16 protein-coding genes are annotated in these 17,199 nt (G+C 56.1%); 10 read left to right on the top strand and 6 right to left on the bottom strand.

The window, feature by feature from the left end:
- Window positions 1-61: 61 nt before the first annotated feature.
- Together ompR and envZ are read left to right on the top strand one after the other, a co-directional pair.
- Window positions 62-781, top strand: coding sequence for an osmolarity response regulator transcription factor OmpR (gene ompR / locus BH714_RS13760; protein WP_006177890.1), 720 nt, complete (start codon window positions 62-64; stop codon window positions 779-781).
- Window positions 778-2,124, top strand: coding sequence for a two-component system sensor histidine kinase EnvZ (gene envZ, locus BH714_RS13755; protein ID WP_014171962.1), 1,347 nt, complete (start codon window positions 778-780; stop codon window positions 2,122-2,124). The genes ompR and envZ overlap by 4 nt, the downstream gene beginning before the upstream one ends.
- A gap of 47 nt (window positions 2,125-2,171) precedes the next feature.
- On the opposite strand, the gene pckA is transcribed toward envZ, so the two are convergent.
- The 5 genes from pckA to BH714_RS13730 all read right to left on the bottom strand — a co-directional run bounded on the left by pckA (window position 2,172) and on the right by BH714_RS13730 (window position 8,332).
- The gene (gene pckA, locus BH714_RS13750; protein WP_014171961.1) at window positions 2,172-3,791 is read right to left on the bottom strand and encodes a phosphoenolpyruvate carboxykinase (ATP); all 1,620 of its coding nucleotides are present in this window, start codon (window positions 3,789-3,791) and stop codon (window positions 2,172-2,174) included.
- Between the two features lie 353 nt (window positions 3,792-4,144).
- Window positions 4,145-5,023: an Hsp33 family molecular chaperone HslO gene (gene hslO / locus BH714_RS13745; protein ID WP_014171960.1), complete on the bottom strand. Its 879-nt coding sequence runs from the start codon at window positions 5,021-5,023 to the stop codon at window positions 4,145-4,147.
- A gap of 24 nt (window positions 5,024-5,047) precedes the next feature.
- The gene (gene hslR / locus BH714_RS13740; RefSeq protein WP_040018205.1) at window positions 5,048-5,449 is read right to left on the bottom strand and encodes a ribosome-associated heat shock protein Hsp15; all 402 of its coding nucleotides are present in this window, start codon (window positions 5,447-5,449) and stop codon (window positions 5,048-5,050) included.
- Window positions 5,446-6,129 carry a GMP/IMP nucleotidase gene (yrfG, locus tag BH714_RS13735; protein ID WP_025202858.1) on the bottom strand — a complete coding sequence of 228 codons (684 nt, stop codon included), beginning with the start codon at window positions 6,127-6,129 and terminating at the stop codon, window positions 5,446-5,448. The genes hslR and yrfG overlap by 4 nt, the downstream gene beginning before the upstream one ends.
- A 67-nt stretch (window positions 6,130-6,196) precedes the next feature.
- Window positions 6,197-8,332 carry an intracellular growth attenuator family protein gene (locus tag BH714_RS13730; RefSeq protein WP_032679110.1) on the bottom strand — a complete coding sequence of 712 codons (2,136 nt, stop codon included), beginning with the start codon at window positions 8,330-8,332 and terminating at the stop codon, window positions 6,197-6,199.
- A 326-nt stretch (window positions 8,333-8,658) separates the two neighbouring features.
- Here BH714_RS13730 and nudE point away from each other — a divergent pair, with 326 nt between their 5' ends.
- Window positions 8,659-9,219 (top strand): ADP compounds hydrolase NudE, encoded by a 561-nt coding sequence (gene nudE / locus BH714_RS13725; RefSeq protein ID WP_014171956.1) that lies wholly within the window; start codon window positions 8,659-8,661, stop codon window positions 9,217-9,219.
- Between the two features lie 72 nt (window positions 9,220-9,291).
- Here the strand turns inward: nudE and mrcA are convergent, their stop codons facing one another.
- A complete protein-coding gene (gene mrcA / locus BH714_RS13720) occupies window positions 9,292-11,844 on the bottom strand; it encodes a peptidoglycan glycosyltransferase/peptidoglycan DD-transpeptidase MrcA (RefSeq protein ID WP_040018204.1) in 2,553 nt (850 codons plus the stop codon).
- A 119-nt stretch (window positions 11,845-11,963) separates the two neighbouring features.
- On the opposite strand from mrcA, the gene BH714_RS13715 reads away from it, so the two are divergent.
- The 7 genes from BH714_RS13715 (at window position 11,964) to aroB (ending at window position 17,194) form a co-directional block, all read left to right on the top strand.
- A complete protein-coding gene (locus BH714_RS13715; protein WP_040018203.1) occupies window positions 11,964-12,740 on the top strand; it encodes a type IV pilus biogenesis protein PilM in 777 nt (258 codons plus the stop codon).
- Complete coding sequence (locus tag BH714_RS13710) at window positions 12,737-13,231, top strand: PilN domain-containing protein (protein ID WP_040018202.1); 495 nt, start codon at window positions 12,737-12,739, stop codon at window positions 13,229-13,231. The genes BH714_RS13715 and BH714_RS13710 overlap by 4 nt, the downstream gene beginning before the upstream one ends.
- Before the next feature lie 3 nt (window positions 13,232-13,234).
- Entirely contained in the window at window positions 13,235-13,696 is a 462-nt protein-coding gene (locus BH714_RS13705) for a HofO family protein (RefSeq protein WP_040018201.1), read from the top strand.
- Window positions 13,686-14,090: a HofP DNA utilization family protein gene (locus BH714_RS13700; protein ID WP_052445457.1), complete on the top strand. Its 405-nt coding sequence runs from the start codon at window positions 13,686-13,688 to the stop codon at window positions 14,088-14,090. The genes BH714_RS13705 and BH714_RS13700 overlap by 11 nt, the downstream gene beginning before the upstream one ends.
- Window positions 14,002-15,240, top strand: coding sequence for a DNA uptake porin HofQ (gene hofQ / locus BH714_RS13695; RefSeq protein ID WP_040018200.1), 1,239 nt, complete (start codon window positions 14,002-14,004; stop codon window positions 15,238-15,240). The genes BH714_RS13700 and hofQ overlap by 89 nt, the downstream gene beginning before the upstream one ends.
- 286 nt (window positions 15,241-15,526) lie before the next feature.
- Window positions 15,527-16,048, top strand: coding sequence for a shikimate kinase AroK (gene aroK, locus BH714_RS13690; RefSeq protein WP_003861630.1), 522 nt, complete (start codon window positions 15,527-15,529; stop codon window positions 16,046-16,048).
- 57 nt (window positions 16,049-16,105) lie between these two features.
- Complete coding sequence (aroB, locus tag BH714_RS13685) at window positions 16,106-17,194, top strand: 3-dehydroquinate synthase (RefSeq protein ID WP_040018199.1); 1,089 nt, start codon at window positions 16,106-16,108, stop codon at window positions 17,192-17,194.
- Window positions 17,195-17,199 lie beyond the last annotated feature (5 nt).

The raw sequence follows: 17,199 nt of genomic DNA, 5'->3' as shown, positions 1-17,199 counted from the left end.
CACGTGCACTTTTTTAGAATACGCTGTTATTAGACTATCCGAACCTTTGGGAGTACACACAATGCAAGAGAACTACAAAATTCTGGTCGTGGATGACGACATGCGCCTGCGTGCGCTGCTTGAGCGTTATCTGACCGAGCAGGGCTTCCAGGTTCGTAGCGTGGCCAACGCTGAGCAGATGGACCGTCTGCTGACCCGCGAATCTTTCCATCTTATGGTACTCGACCTGATGCTGCCTGGTGAAGACGGGCTTTCCATCTGCCGCCGTCTGCGTAGCCAGAGCAACCCTATGCCGATCATCATGGTGACGGCGAAAGGGGAAGAGGTTGACCGCATCGTTGGTCTGGAAATCGGCGCTGACGACTACATTCCAAAACCGTTCAACCCGCGTGAACTGCTGGCCCGTATTCGCGCCGTGCTGCGCCGTCAGGCGAACGAACTGCCTGGCGCACCGTCGCAGGAAGAAGCGGTGATTGCGTTTGGTAAGTTCAAGCTCAATCTCGGTACCCGTGAGATGTTCCGTGAAGATGAACCTATGCCGCTCACCAGCGGTGAGTTCGCGGTGCTGAAAGCGCTGGTCAGCCACCCGCGTGAGCCGCTTTCACGTGACAAGCTGATGAACCTGGCGCGCGGCCGTGAATACTCCGCAATGGAACGTTCCATTGACGTGCAGATCTCCCGTCTGCGCCGCATGGTGGAAGAAGATCCGGCGCATCCTCGTTATATTCAGACCGTATGGGGTCTGGGCTACGTGTTTGTCCCGGACGGCGCTAAAGCATGAGGCGAATGCGCTTCTCTCCGCGAAGCTCATTTGCCCGTACGCTGTTACTGATTGTCACCCTGCTGTTCGTCAGCCTGGTGACAACCTATCTGGTGGTGCTGAACTTTGCGATCCTGCCGAGCCTCCAGCAGTTCAATAAGGTTCTGGCATACGAAGTGCGTATGCTGATGACCGATAAACTGCAACTGGAGGACGGCACGCAGTTAGTTGTTCCCCCGGCGTTTCGCCGTGAAATCTACCGTGAGCTGGGTATTTCGCTTTACTCCAACGAAGCGGCAGAAGACGCTGGCCTGCGCTGGGCGCAGCATTATGAGTTCCTCAGCCAGCAGATGGCGCAGCAGTTAGGTGGCCCGACGGAAGTGCGCGTTGAGGTCAATAAAAGCTCACCGGTCGTCTGGCTGAAAACCTGGCTGTCACCCAATATCTGGGTGCGCGTCCCGCTGACCGAAATTCACCAGGGTGACTTCTCACCGCTGTTCCGTTACACCCTTGCCATTATGCTGCTGGCGATAGGCGGAGCGTGGCTGTTTATTCGTATACAGAACCGACCGCTGGTCGACCTGGAGCACGCTGCGCTGCAGGTCGGTAAAGGGATTATTCCACCGCCACTGCGTGAGTACGGCGCCTCAGAAGTGCGTTCCGTGACGCGGGCCTTTAACCATATGGCGGCCGGCGTGAAGCAGCTGGCAGACGACCGTACGCTGCTGATGGCGGGCGTGAGTCATGACCTGCGCACGCCGCTCACGCGTATCCGTCTGGCGACGGAGATGATGGGCGAAGAGGATGGTTATCTTGCGGAGTCCATTAACAAGGACATCGAAGAGTGTAACGCCATTATCGAGCAGTTCATTGACTACCTGCGTACCGGGCAGGAGATGCCGATGGAGATGGCCGATCTGAATGCGGTACTCGGTGAAGTGGTCGCGGCGGAAAGCGGCTACGAGCGGGAAATCGATACCGACCTGCAGGCCGGTGAAATTCAGGTGCGGATGCACCCGCTTTCCATTAAACGTGCTGTGGCTAATATGGTGGTTAACGCGGCCCGTTATGGCAATGGCTGGATTAAAGTCAGCAGCGGGTCTGAGCTCAACCGCGCCTGGTTCCAGGTCGAAGATGACGGTCCGGGCATTAAGCCAGAGCAGCGTAAGCATCTGTTCCAGCCGTTTGTGCGGGGCGATAGCGCGCGCAGTACCAGCGGAACCGGCTTAGGCCTGGCGATTGTGCAGCGTATTGTAGATAACCATAACGGCTTGCTGGAGATTGGGACCAGTGAGCGGGGCGGTTTAAGCATTCGCGCATGGTTACCGGTGCCGGTGACGCGCGGGCAGGTGAGAGAGAGTTAAAAAAGGGTGGCAAAAGCCACCCTTTTTTTTGCAGGTCGGGTCAGCTGTTACAGCTTCGGTCCCGCACTCACCAGCGCTTCACCTGCCGGGGTATCGGTATACTTCTCGAAGTTCTCAATAAACAGTTTCGCCAGCGATTCTGCTTTCTCACGCCACTGCTCCGGTGAACCGTAGGTATTGCGTGGGTCGAGAATACGGGTCTCTACGCCCGGCAGCGCCGTCGGGATTGCCAGATCAAACATCGGCAGCGTGAAGGTTTCGGCGTTATCGAGTGAACCATCCAGAATGGCGTCGATAATGGCGCGGGTATCTTTGATGGAGATACGTTTGCCGGTGCCGTTCCAGCCGGTATTCACCAGGTACGCCTGTGCACCGGACGCCTGCATGCGTTTGACCAGCACTTCCGCGTACTGCGTCGGGTGCAGCGACAGGAACGCTGCGCCGAAGCAGGCGGAGAAGGTTGGCGTTGGCTCCGTCACGCCGCGCTCGGTACCGGCCAGTTTGGCGGTAAAACCAGACAGGAAGTGGTACTGCGTCTGGCTGGCGGTCAGGCGGGACACCGGAGGCAACACGCCGAACGCATCTGCCGTCAGGAAAATCACCTTCGTCGCGTGGCCCGCTTTTGACACCGGCTTCACGATGTTGTCGATGTGGTAGATAGGGTAAGACACGCGGGTGTTTTCGGTTTTCGAAGCATCGTCGAAGTCGATCGTTCCATCGGCACGTACGGTGACGTTTTCCAGCAGCGCATCGCGGCGGATGGCATGGAAGATATCTGGCTCCGCTTCTTCAGACAGGCGAATGGTCTTCGCGTAGCAGCCCCCTTCGAAGTTAAACACGCCGTCATCATCCCAGCCGTGCTCGTCATCGCCAATCAGACGACGTTTCGGATCGGTAGAAAGGGTGGTTTTACCGGTGCCGGACAGGCCGAAGAACACCGCCACATCCCCTTTTTCACCGACGTTTGCCGAACAGTGCATGGAGGCGATACCGCGCAGCGGCAGCAGGTAGTTCATCACCGAGAACATCCCTTTCTTCATTTCGCCGCCGTACCAGGTACCGCCGATCAGCTGAATACGCTCGGTCAGGTTGAAGGCGATGAAGTTCTCGGAGTTAAGACCCTGCTCTTTCCACTGTGGGTTCGTGCATTTCGCCCCGTTCATCACGATGAAGTCAGGGGTGAAATCCTGCAGCTCTTTGTCGTCAGGACGAATAAACATGTTTTTCACGAAATGCGCCTGCCAGGCCACTTCAGTGATAAACCGCACGGAAAGGCGGGTATCGGCGTTAGCGCCGCAGAAAGCATCAACGATAAACAGACGCTTGCCGGAAAGTTGATGGGTAACGAGCCCTTTCAGATGCTGCCAGGTTTCCGGAGAGAGCGGTTTGTTATCGTTCTTCCCTTTGCCTTTATCAGCCCACCACAGCGTGTCGCGGGTGGTCTCGTCTCGGACGATGTATTTATCTTTCGGCGAACGACCGGTAAAGATACCGGTATCGACGGCGATAGCACCAAGGTTAGTCAACACACCTCGCTCGTATCCTTCCAGTGCTGGATTGAGCTCTTCCTGATACAGCGTATCGTAATCGGGGTTGTAGACGATTTCCTGGACGTCGTGAATACCATAAGCCTTGAGATCTTGCGGGGTTAAACCAGTAACACGCATATCACTGCTCCTTAGCCAATATGTACTGTCTGAAATTGTAGGGTTTTTGTGAGGTTGTTAACCGCGACGGGGCTCATAGATTTACGCATCTGGACAAAACCCTTACTAACGGAAAACGCTGCGACTCCAGTCACAGGGCAGGCGGATTATCGCAGGAATCGCTTTTTGGTTGGGGAAAATGTTCCGAAAAGGTTAATGGCTGGTGATTTTATCGGAAGGAATGTGAATGTAATCGCATACACGTAAGAAAATTACGTAAGAGTTACAGTGTTAAAAACGATTCAGCCAGAGAGGGCTTTTTTGCACCTTACCCTCTCGCAAAAGGGAGAGGGCAAGGTGAGGGCAGGCTTTGCTTAGTGGACCTGAGGATCCGCCGGGGAGGCGTTGTTGCGGATCTCAGCAATATCCATCGAATTGAACACGTAGTGCGTACCGCAGTAGTCACAGTGCATATCGATTTCGCCGTCTTCCGCCATGATGCTGTCGATCTCTTCATCCGGCAGGGTCTTCAGCGCGCCAGCGCAGCGTTCACGTGAACAGGTGCACTTAAATTCCACCGACTGTGGGTCGTAAACCGTCACTTCTTCTTCGTGATAAAGACGCCACAGGACATCGGTCGCCGACAGGGTGAACAGCTCTTCTGCTTTGACGGTTTCCGTCAGAGTCGCGAGGTGCTCGAAGTCGTTGGTCTGCGCGTCCTGCGCAGGCAGAACCTGCAGCAGCATACCGCCAGCAGCAGGCTGACCGTCTACTTCACCGGTGCGGATGAACAGACGTGTCGGCAGCTGTTCAGAACGCATGAAGTAATCTTCCAGGCAGGCCGCCAGCGTATCGCCTTCGAGGCCAACCACGCCCTGATAGCGCTCACCTTCCTCCGGGGAGATGGTGATGACCAGATAGCCATTACCCACCAGCGTTTTCAGGTCCGCGTTTTCAGGAACATCGCCCTGTACGCGCGCCACGCCGCGCATCTGCTGCTGGTTATTTCCGTTAATGACCGCCAGGGTCATAGGGCCATCACCCTGCAACTGCACGGTGATATCCCCGGCAAATTTCAGGGTGGCAGTCAGCAGGCTGGTGGCAACCAGCAGTTCGCCCAACAGGGTTTTCACCGGCAGCGGGTAGTTGTGGTTTTCCAGAATCTGTTTCCAGGTTTCGGATACGGTGACCAGCTCGCCGCGCACGGCGAATTGTTCAAACAGGTAGCGGTGTAATTGGTCGTGTTGGGCCATAATAGTCTCTCGTGCAGGTGAGGGTTACTCGGTCTCACCGTGTTTAAATTTCATCAGATCGCGGCGCTCTTTTTTATCCGGACGCCGGTCCGGGTGGGGCATTGTCAGCGCATTCATTTTGCGCGCCAGCGCGGTCTTCTCGCGTTTTTCAATGCTCTCAGCCGTCTCTTCATACAGCAGTACGGCTTCGGTTGCGGGCCGTCGTTGTTCAGTAATGGCTTTAATCACAACGGTACGTTCATCGTTGCCCTGACGCAGCGTTAAGGTGGCATTCAGTTCGACCAGCTTGCTCGGTTTGCTGCGCTGGCCGTTGTAATGCACTTTACCGCCGTCGATCATGTCGCGGGCAAGGGCGCGCGTTTTATAAAAACGGGCTGCCCACAGCCATTTATCCAGTCTTACCCCTTCAGCGGGTTTTTCTTTCATGGCCTCTCCTTCACGGTCAGTGAGGGGATCATCTGGCGATAGTCGTTCAGCCCCGGATGGCGCAGATAGCTTTTTTCAGCCAGGCCAGAGTCAGGGTTGGTAACGCCCAGACAATAGCGAATGCCAAACCTGGCCGCGGAATCCAGAATAGGCTCGCTGTCATCAATAAACAGCGTGCGTTCCGGCTGCAAACCGGTCTCTTCCGCCACCGCATGCCACAACCGCTGATCCTCTTTCGGATAACCAAATGTGTGGGTGGAAAGTAATAAATCAAGGTGCGAAGCAAGACCCGTATGCTCCAGCTTCACGGCCAGATTGTGAGGATGGGCGTTGGTCAGCAAGATACGGCGCTTGCCGCTCGCTTTCAGCGCATCCAGAAAAGGCACGGTATCCTCACGCAGTACGGCGCGCGGGCCCTGGGCGGTGGTCATGGCACAAATATCCAAACCGAGGCGCTCGCTCCAGTAGTCAAGACAGTACCAGTTTAGCGTATGCTGCACCGCGCTATATTGCGAACGAATGAATTCCTGCGCTTCTGCCGGGGAGATCCCCTGCTGTTCACCATAGGTTTCCGGAACCAGCTTTTGCCAGAAATAGTTATCAAAGGCGAGATCGAGCAGCGTGCCGTCCATATCCAGCAGAACGGTATCAACCTCCTGCCAGGCGATATCAAGATGCATAAGGGGGAACTCCAGCCTGAAGAAACGTGCGCGACAGGGTAGCACATCTTGTCGCGCATCGACGTTATCAGATCAGGCTCTCAGACGAGGGGATCAGCTTAGGGTTAAGGCAATTTTCGTAATACTGCTGGATGTCGGCAAGCCTGGTGCGTGAGCGCTGATAGCGACGCAGCGCCATAAAACCGTTCCAGCAAATGCATACCAGCATCGCAATCATCAGCAGCGAGGTGCCGATGTAGCGCCACAGGCCTGCGCTGTCCGGCATGCGGTGCAGGCCGATGTGGCGCGTGCCGTTGGCATCGGTAAAGATACTCGTCACAATCCCTTCAGCGCTAAACGGCGTCTGCATCAGCATCTGCGCCAGGCGCTGGAACTGGCCCCACTGTTCCTGAGCCGGGTAGTCATAAAGTGCGACCTGCGGGTATGGCTGATCGACCAGGTCGCTCCCTTCATCACTGACGATCACAAAGCCGCCCGGTGCCGGGCTGTTCAGCGCCTGCGCCGCGCGGGTGGTTTCGCGCATCACGAAGGGTGCGGTTGACGTGGCGACCAGATTATCCAGCGACTCGGCGCTGACCGGACGCAGCAGCACGTTAACGCCATCCAGCCGGCCCGCTTCCGCGCGTTTCACCAGCGAATCCCAGTCTTTACTGTTACCCAGGTTCACAAGGGCGTTTTTGAGACGTACGCATTCGTCCTGAGCGGAACACAAATCCTGTGTTTTCAGAACGATGTCACCAAAGTCGTCCAGAAGCACCATCCCCGATTTCTGAATGGCCGAGCGCAGGGCAGGGCTCACGCGCGAGTCGTCATCGGGTTTCGGGTGCAGCTGGCGGTTGACCGTCTGGGTAAGCGACGTGGCTTTATTGACAACCTCAGATTCAGGCAGCGGCAGCGGCGGCGCATCATTCCAGATAATTTGTGAGCAATCGAACGGCATGAACGGCGAGCTCTGACGCGTATTCCATGCGCCAGGCGTATGAATGTTACACATGCCGGTGCCCTTCAGGCGCAGCGTATCACCGACCCGCACGCCAGCCTCGTCCAGTTGGTTGACGCTGGTTGCCTCAATGGTTTGCGCCCCTTTTATCCATGACAGGGTAAATTTAATGGGCATATCCAGCGGGACAAACAGCAGAAGCATGATAAAGACCAGCGCTGCCCCCCCGGCAATGACCGCACTGCGTAACCAGTGCTGAAGCGGGAAATTTTTTACTTCATCATGCAGGGATAAAAAGCGCCCCTGGCGCACCACATGGCGGTCAAGATAGATATCGATATCGGTTTTCTGCCCTAAATCCTGGGCAATCCACGGCTGCCAGTGGCGCGGGTAGATAAGATCGATAATACCGAGCGAGATATTATTGAGGTGCTCCTGGTCACTCTCACCGAACAGACCCCAGCGCTTAGGAGTACCGCGCAGGCAGTGGATCTCACGTAGCGAGGTTTTTGCCGGCGGGGCAAAGAGCCCCCACAGTCCGGCTGCCAGCAACAGCACCGCACCGCCAGCCAGCCAGGGGACAAACACATCCGGCGTCAGCAGGCAGATGAAAAAGAGCAGGAACGCGGCCACGATCAGAATCGCTTCGCGAATGCCGTCAGGGCGGCTCAGGGCGTACTCTTCATGCGTCTCCTGGCGAATGTTCAACAGCTCGATCTGCTCTGTCTCTTCGCCACGAATGGAGGCCTGCGTTGAGCTTGCGCGTTCCAGCGCAAAACGCGGGGCTTCCTGAAGATATTCATTCAACGTATGGCCGTTGAGCGAGATAACCAGCGGCAACGAATCGGTATGGATCAGCTCTACGCTGTTTTCGTCATTAATGTACTGCTCCCAGGACGGGGGCAGATGCACTTCAACCGAATCCAGGTAATAGCGCCATTTATTGGGATCGTCTGTGGTGATGCCATAGCGGGTGATGGAGCGCGTCACACTGAGCACTGTGTCACTTTGCGCATTTAACTTGAGCGCCACCGGCGCAGCAGTTGCCCCCGTCGGCCCAGGTGTTAACTGAGAACGGTTCAGTGTTTCGAGATAGTTTTCTACTGCATCGCGCTCTTCTTGCGTCAGTTTACGCGTCGTCGCACCGGCAAAGGCGTTTAAAAAGGGCAGCCGGTAACGACGCCTTACGCGACGCCTGTATACCCACCCTGCAACCAATGCGCCGGCCAGCATAGCAGCGAGAACAATCAAAATGGTGCTCATGCTTTCCCCATCTTACTTATCTTCTTACAGGTGTAGTCAGTAGCACCTTTAACATTGAATGAGAGTCTGTGGTTGGCTATCGGCAAGTATGGAGTCGAACTTGAGCATTCTGAAGCGCATCCCAGTGACCGATGATGATAGCAAAGCCTGTTATGGCGCGATATCAGCAAATTCCTGGAAACATTTCAACCTCTTGACATTTGTTTTGAATTGAGGATTGATTCCTGTTACGTTGCATAAATGTAAATACAGAACAATTGACATTGCCGAAACCGTGCGGCGTATCGCACAATAAAGCCAGTTCCCACTGCTAAGACCCCATCACGATGAGCAAACCACTACAAAAACCCACCATTCTGAATGTTGAAACAGTCGCAAAATCGCGCCTGTTTAATGTCGAAAGTGTGGATCTGGAGTTCAGCAACGGTGTGCGTCGCGTTTACGAACGTATGCGCCCTTCTTCGCGCGAAGCGGTGATGATTGTTCCTGTCGTCGACGACCATCTGATCTTAATCCGCGAGTATGCCGTGGGAACAGAATCTTACGAACTTGGGTTCTCGAAAGGGCTCATCGATCCGGGTGAAACGGTCTTTGAGGCGGCCAATCGCGAGCTGAAAGAAGAGGTCGGTTTTGGCGCGAACGAACTGACGTTCCTGAAAAAACTGAGCATGGCACCCTCCTATTTTTCCAGCAAAATGAACATTGTGGTTGCTGAGGATCTTTATCCAGAATCGCTGGAAGGGGACGAGCCGGAGCCACTGCCACAGGTTCGCTGGCCGCTGGCCCATATGATGGACCTGCTCGAAGACCCTGACTTTAACGAGGCCCGCAACGTGAGCGCGCTGTTCCTGGTACGCGAATGGCTGAAGGGGCAGGGGCGGTTATAGCGGCCTGATGTCCGCAACGTGTGAGAGAACAAAAAAAACGGCAACCTGAGGTTGCCGTTTTTACGTTGTCCGTTAGAACAACTCGTGCGTTTCGCCGTTATCAATGATTTCTGTACCCACCTCATGCACCGCCTGTGTGGTCGGCTGCGTGCCCTCGATGAAATACTCTGCACGGCTATTGCCGCCATTGGCGAGCTGCCCGGTGCTGCGGTCGATATTGACGGTAACCACGCCCGGTGGTGGCGTCAGCGGTTGCTCCGGAACGCCTTCCAGCACGGATTTCATATAGGCATCCCAGGCCGGTTGCGCACTCTTCGCGCCGCCTTCGTAGCCAGAAATCTGATCTTTAATCGCGCCTGAGGCCGTGGTGCGGCCTAAATCACGGCGATGATCGTCAAAACCGATCCAGACTGACGTCACCACGCCCGGGCCGTAACCGGAGAACCATGCATCTTTCGAGCTGTTTGTTGTCCCCGTTTTACCGCCGATATCATGGCGCTGTAAATCACGTCCTGCCCGCCAGCCGGTCCCTTGCCAGCCAGGTTCGCCGAAGATGTTGGTGTTCAGCGCGCTCTTTATCAGGAACGACAGCGGCGTGTTGATGACATGCGGTGCATACTCCTGCGCCCCGCTCTGCGCCACCAGCGACTGGTTAGCCTGTTCCAGCTGCGGCTGCGGCAACACAGGGTTCGTCTGCTCCTGAGACACGGCAACGTCTTCCATGTCCTTGTTTTCAATCACTTCAGATTTTGGCGTATTGCCGTAAATGACCGGAATATCGCAGTCAGGGCAGGCAATTTTCGGCTTCGCTTCAAACAGCACACCACCCTGGTCGTTCTCGATTTTACTGATGAAGTACGGGTCAATCAGGAAGCCGCCGTTAGCCATCACCGAGTACCCCCGCGCCACCTGAAGCGGCGTAAAGGACGCAGAGCCTAACGCCAGCGATTCGGTGCGCACGATGTTCTGAGCCGGGAAACCGAAGCGTTGCAGATATTCCGCGGCATAGTCGACACCCATCGCACGCATTGCGCGCACCATCACCACGTTTTTCGACTGCCCAAGACCCTGACGAAGACGAATAGGGCCTGAATATTCCGCCGGTGAGTTCTTCGGCTGCCAGTCAGAACCGGCACCAGCATCCCAGCGGGAGATAGGCACGTCGTTCAGGATACTGGCGAGGGTCAGACCCTTATCCATTGCTGCGGTGTAGAGGAACGGCTTGATGTTGGAGCCAACCTGACGCAACGCCTGGGTGGCGCGGTTAAATTTGCTCTGGTTGAAATCGAACCCACCGACCAGGGCCAGCACGGCACCGTTCTGCGGATTGATAGACACCAGGGCCGAGTTAACGTCTGGCACCTGCGCCAGCCACCAGCTGTCGCTCACCTTGCGTACCCAGATTTGCTGTCCGGTCTGGACGACATCCGTCACTTTACGCGGCGTCGGGCCTTGCAGGGTGTCTGAGCGGTACGGGCGAGCCCAACGGATCCCGTCCATACGCAGGGAGACAGACGTTCCATCCGCCAGCGTTGCCACCGCTTCCTGCGGATCGGCCTGAGTCACCACGGCGGGAAGGAGCGGGCCATAGGTGGGCAGCGCTTTCAGCGTACTGGTGATTTTTTTGCTGTCCCAGGCGCTTTCGCCGACTTTCCACAGCACATTCGACGGGCCGCGATAACCGTGGCGCATGTCGTAATCCATCACGTTGTTACGCACCGCTTCCTGAGCCGCCTGCTGAACGTTGCGGGTCACGGTGGTGTAAACGCGGTAGCCATCTTCGTAGGCTTTATCGCCGTAGCGGCTCACCATCTCCTGACGCACCATTTCGGTGAGATAAGGGGCAGAGAAGGCAATTTCCGGCGCATGGTAGTTGGCATCGATGACATCGTTGCGCGCCTGTTCGTACTCGCTCTGGCTGATATAGCCTTCGCTCAGCATACGTGACAGGACGACGTTACGACGCGCCGTAGCGCGTTCAAGCGAGTAGAGCGGGTTGAAGGTCGATGGTGCTTTAGGCAGACCGGCAATGGTCGCCATTTCGCTTAACGTCAGCTGCTCGACAGGTTTACCAAAGTACACCTGCGCGGCCGCACCAACACCGTAGGCGCGGTAGCCGAGGTAGATTTTATTGAGGTACAGCTCAAGGATCTCGTCTTTGCTCAACAACTGCTCAATACGGATCGCAAGGAACACCTCTTTGAGCTTACGGGTCAGGGTCTTTTCTGGGCTAAGGAAGAAGTTACGCGCCAGCTGCTGTGTAATGGTGCTTGCCCCCTGAGAGGCATGACCGGAGAACAGCGCAATACTTGCAGCACGGAAAATCCCCACCGGATCGACACCGTGGTGCTCGTAAAAACGGCTGTCCTCGGTAGCGATAAAGGCTTTGACCATCACGGGCGGAATTTGATTTAAGGTCAGCGGGATACGACGCTTTTCGCCGTACTGCGCCATTAACTCGCCATCGGCGCTGTAGACCTGCATCGGGATCTGGAGTCGCACATCGCGAAGCGTAGCGACATCAGGCAGCTGCGGCTCAATATATTTGTACAAACCATAAATCGAGCCTGCTCCCAGCAGAATGCAACAGACTGCAAGGATTAATAAATACTTTACGAACTTCACCGGAGATTTCCCATTTGGTTTCACTTGGGCAGTTTCTAAACAATCGCGCGGTAGTATAAAGGCAAGCCTGATTCATTGATATAGCCGTCACCTGACGGGCGATAAGGAGATCGTGAAGCATGGCTTTCAAAATATGGCAAACAGGCGTTCATATTCAACAGGATAGGGTGCAGATAGTGGCGCTGGCCCGGGAGCGGTCGGGCTGGCGTTTGTGCCGCTGGTGGGCTATCACTCTGGCCGACGGGATTATCCGGGATGGCAAAATTTGCCAGCCTGAACAACTGGTTGACGCCCTGCGCGACTGGCGGAAAACGTTGCCACACTCCCATCGGGTGTTTCTCTCATTTCCGGCGGCACGCACGCTGCAACGATCGCTCCCCCGTCCGGGCGTGGCGCTGCGCGACAGCGAACAGCTCTCCTGGCTGGGGGCGACGCTCGCGCGTGAACTGGAGATGGCTGCTGACACGCTCTGTTTTGATTATGCGCAGGATACGTTCAGCAATACATTCCATGTCACCGCTGCACAAAACAACGAGATTCACCCCCTGCTGACGCTGGCAAAGATGTTGCGTTTACGGCTCGTGACGATCACCCCGGATGCCAGTGCGCTGGCGAACCTTCTCCCTGCGGTAGCGCCGGCGCAGTGTGTCGCCTGGCGGGATGGGCATCAGTGGCTGTGGGCGATGCGCCATCAGTGGGGACGGCGTTTTACCACGGAAGCGGAAAACGTGGCCGATCTCGCGGCACTGCTGGCCCTCACGCCGCAGGACATTGCCCTCTTTGATAGCCAGCGAGACCCCTGGGACGCCCTGGTTCGTTGCCATGCTCCTCTGCCGGTATGCGGCGCTGATTATACCGTCGCGCTGGCGCTGGCCATGAGTGAGGTGCCGGAATGAGCATGACGAACTTTCTGCCGTGGCGGCGGCAGCGGCGCGTGCGCTGCCTGCGATTCTGGGGCGTACTGTTTGTCGCTACGTGGCTGCTGATACTGATGGGGGTTTTCAGCCTGCGGATGAATCCTCTCGTGATGACACGTGCGTTGCATATTCAACTGGCGGGCATGCAGTCCGTGCAGCAGGCGCTGGTGTCTCGTACAAGGTCAGGCACGGAGACGCCAACATCCGTGCCAGCGCCTCAACGACGCGACTGGCAGCCGGTGCTGGAGTCCTTTGCCGGGATGATGCCATCCCAGGTCTGGCTGACCGAACTGCGCTATCAGCCCCCTTCACTGATGTTAACCGGATATGCCGCAACACTCCCCGCGCTCTCTGCTCTGCGGGATGGGCTCGGAAAAATGGCGGGGTTTACCCCGGGGCCGACGGGGGAATTACAGCAGGACGACCAGGGGCGTTGGATGTTCACCTTTCATCTGCGAAGCGAGGGCTAATGCGTGGAAACCTTGTTCGAACGCTGGTGCGAAAGCAGCCCCCGATGGCGGGTGCTGTGCTGGTGTCTGAGCGTTCTCTTTCTGGGGAGTACGACGTGGGGCATGGTGCTTCGACCGGTAACAAAGCAGGTGGCTGAACTTCAGCGGCAGGTCAGCGAGGCCGCACAGGCTAATGTCTCGCTATGGCCCGCCGCCAGTCAGGTGCCGCGGCGTCACGCACCCCGTGAAGCCACGGTAATGACGCCTTTTTCGCCACTCGAGTTTCAGGGGGCGGGCACAAGACTGGTTCACTGGAAGCCGTTGCAAAACGGAGGGGAACTGACGCTGGATGCTGAATGGCAGGCCATCCCGACTGTTTTCAGCCGGCTGGCGCAGCGGGATGTTCAGGTTGCCGCCTTTGCTCTCTCTGCACAGGGTTCGGCATTACGCCTGCGGTTGGAGCTGGAGGAGCCGCATGCGAACTAGCGCGCGTTGCCTGCTGGTGTGTTGCGCCCTGTTAGTGACCGGGATGCGGGATCCTTTTCGCCCGCCGGATGACCCTTGTGCGGTAGGGCAACTGGCGCAGTGGCATTACCACGGGATGGTGGGCAGCACTCAGGACACTGGCATTTTACAGGACGGGCAAAAGCGCTGGCATCGCCTGACACCGCAACAGCGCCTCCCGGTGGGCTGGCGGGTAACGGCCCTCAATGAAAGGGAACTGGTCGTCGATGTGGGGGATGCATGTGAACCCAGACAATGGACATGGCAACGAGAAGGAACGAAAAAGAATGAACATAAGGATAACGCTGTGGCTGCTGGCGTTCAGTCATCCGCTGTGGGCCGCCGCACCAAAGCCGGTCACGCTGGTGGTGGATGAGGTACCGGTGGTGCAGGTGTTACAGGCGCTGGTCGCACAGGAGAACCGTAATCTGGTGGTATCGCCAGATATCAGCGGCACGCTGTCGCTCAATCTGACACGCGTCCCCTGGCGACAGGCGCTACAGACGGTCGTCAGCTGCGCCGGGCTTGTTCTGTATGAAGAAGGGGGCATTTTTTATGTTCACACCGCAGCCTGGCAGCGTGAACAGCTGGAACGCAAAGAGCAGGAGCGGACACGCCGACAGCTTGATGCGCCGTTGGTCTCGCACAGCATACCTTTTTCTTACGCTGACGCCGGGGAGCTGCAAAAAGCGGCGGAAAAATTGCTCAGCCCAAAGGGGAGTTTGTCTGTCGACAAGCGCACCAACCGTCTGCTGATACGGGATAACCAGGCGGTGCTTGATACGCTGCAGCACTGGGCGACGCAGATGGATATCCCTGTCGAGCAGGTGGAACTGGCGGCGCATATCGTGACCATCAATGAAAAAAGCCTGCGTGAGCTGGGGGTGAAGTGGAATCTCGCCGACGCAACGGAGGCGGGCAAGGTCGGGCAACTCACAACGCTTGGCAGCGATCTGTCCGTGGCAAACGCCACCACCCATGTGGGTTTTAATATCGGGCGGATTAACGGCAGGCTGCTGGATCTGGAGTTGTCGGCGCTGGAGCAAAAGCAGCAGGTCGATATCATCGCCAGCCCACGACTGCTGGCCTCGCATATGCAACCGGCCAGTATTAAGCAGGGCAGTGAGATCCCATATCAGGTATCCAGCGGTGACAGCGGGGCGACCTCCGTGGAATTCAAAGAGGCGGTGTTAGGCATGGAGGTGACGCCGGTGGTGCTGCCCGGCGGTCGCGTACGCCTGAAGCTGCACATCAGTGAAAATATGCCAGGACAGGTGCTACAGCAGGCCGATGGTGAAACGCTCGCCATCGATAAACAAGAAATTGAAACCCAGGTGGAAGTAAAAAGTGGAGAAACGCTGGCGCTGGGCGGAATTTTTTCGCAAAAGAATAAAACCGGAAGCGATCGCGTGCCTGGGCTGGGCAACATCCCGTGGCTTGGACAGCTTTTTCGCCATGACGGAAAGGACAATGAACGACGGGAGTTAGTGGTGTTTATTACACCACGACTGGTCGGTATTCGCTGAAGAGTCACGATCCTCCCAATGATTTTGCATTCAGATTGTTGCAGATGTTTGACGTGGGGCATGAATTAGCATACAAGGAGTACCGATTTGAGTTGGACTTACGTCTTATTGCCTTATGCGTCTGGTGCGGTGATTTAATCAGTTGCCAAACAAGCCGGAGTATTGAGATAATTTTTAGTCTGACTCTCGCTCTATTGCATATGAGGTTTCAGTTCATGTCCTGCTACGCCGGGTGTCTGCGAAGCGGGGATTACCATTAACGAATAGTCTTAGTAGTACCGATAAAATGGCAGAGAAACGCAATATCTTTCTGGTTGGGCCTATGGGTGCCGGCAAAAGCACTATTGGGCGTCAGTTAGCTCAACAACTCAATATGGAATTTTACGATTCTGATCAAGAGATTGAGAAACGAACCGGAGCTGATGTGGGCTGGGTTTTCGACGTAGAAGGCGAAGAAGGTTTCCGTGACCGAGAAGAAAAAGTGATCAACGAACTCACGGAAAAGCAGGGCATTGTTCTGGCAACAGGCGGTGGCTCTGTCAAATCTCGCGAAACCCGCAACCGTCTCTCCGCCCGTGGCGTAGTGGTCTATCTCGAGACGACCATCGAAAAACAGCTGGCACGTACGCAGCGCGATAAAAAGCGCCCGCTGCTGCAGGTTGAAACGCCACCACGCGAAGTTCTGGAAGCGTTGGCCGATGAACGCAATCCGCTGTACGAAGAGATTGCTGATGTGACCATTCGTACTGACGATCAGAGCGCTAAAGTGGTTGCAAACCAGATTATTCATATGCTGGAAAGCAACTGATTCTGGCTTTATATACAATCGCCTGCGGGTAAAAGCATTAAAGGTGGATGTCGCGTCATGGAGAGGATTACAGTTACTCTCGGGGAACGTAGTTACCCAATCACCATCGCGGCTGGTTTGTTTAACGACCCAGCTTCCTTTTTACCACTGAAAGCGGGTGATCAGGCGATGCTGGTCACCAATGAGACGCTGGCTCCGCTTTATCTCGACCGCGTTCGCCACCTGCTTGAACAGGCGGGCGTTAAAGTCGACAGTGTGATTCTGCCCGATGGCGAGCAGTATAAAAGCCTGGCGGTACTGGATACCGTCTTTACCGCATTGCTGCAAAAACCGCATGGTCGCGATACAACACTGCTTGCCCTGGGCGGCGGTGTTGTGGGCGATCTGACGGGCTTTGTGGCTGCAAGTTATCAACGTGGTGTGCGTTTTATTCAAATCCCTACCACGTTACTGTCTCAGGTCGACTCTTCTGTCGGCGGCAAAACGGCCGTTAACCATCCGCTCGGTAAAAATATGATTGGCGCGTTCTACCAGCCGGCATCGGTGGTGGTGGATCTCGACTGTCTGAAAACCCTACCGAAACGCGAGCTGGCTTCCGGTCTGGCTGAAGTGATCAAATACGGCATCATTCTGGATGGCGAGTTCTTTGACTGGCTGGAAGAGAATATGGACGCGTTGCTGCGCCTGGATGAGGCGACACTGGCTTACTGCATTCGTCGTTGTTGTGAGCTGAAAGCGGAAGTTGTCGCTGCAGACGAGCGTGAAACGGGCTTACGTGCTTTACTGAATCTTGGGCATACGTTTGGTCACGCGATTGAAGCCGAAATGGGTTACGGTAACTGGCTTCACGGTGAAGCAGTCGCTGCCGGAATGGTAATGGCTGCCCGCACTTCTGAACGTCTGGGGCAGTTTAAACCGGAAGAGACGGCACGCATCATCACGCTGCTTGGGCGTGCGGGCTTGCCGGTAACCGGGCCGAAAGAGATGTCGGCACAAGCGTATTTACCCCACATGATGCGCGATAAAAAAGTATTGGCAGGTGAGATGCGTCTTGTACTCCCGCTTGCAATAGGGAAGAGTGAAGTACGCGGCGGAGTGCCGCATGATGTGGTTCTTGGCGCTATTGCTGACTGTCAGCAGGCGTAACAACT

The sequence above is a fragment of the Enterobacter ludwigii genome, assembly GCF_001750725.1.
Lineage (GTDB): Bacteria > Pseudomonadota > Gammaproteobacteria > Enterobacterales > Enterobacteriaceae > Enterobacter > Enterobacter ludwigii.
This window is presented reverse-complemented; position numbering and strand designations above follow the sequence as displayed.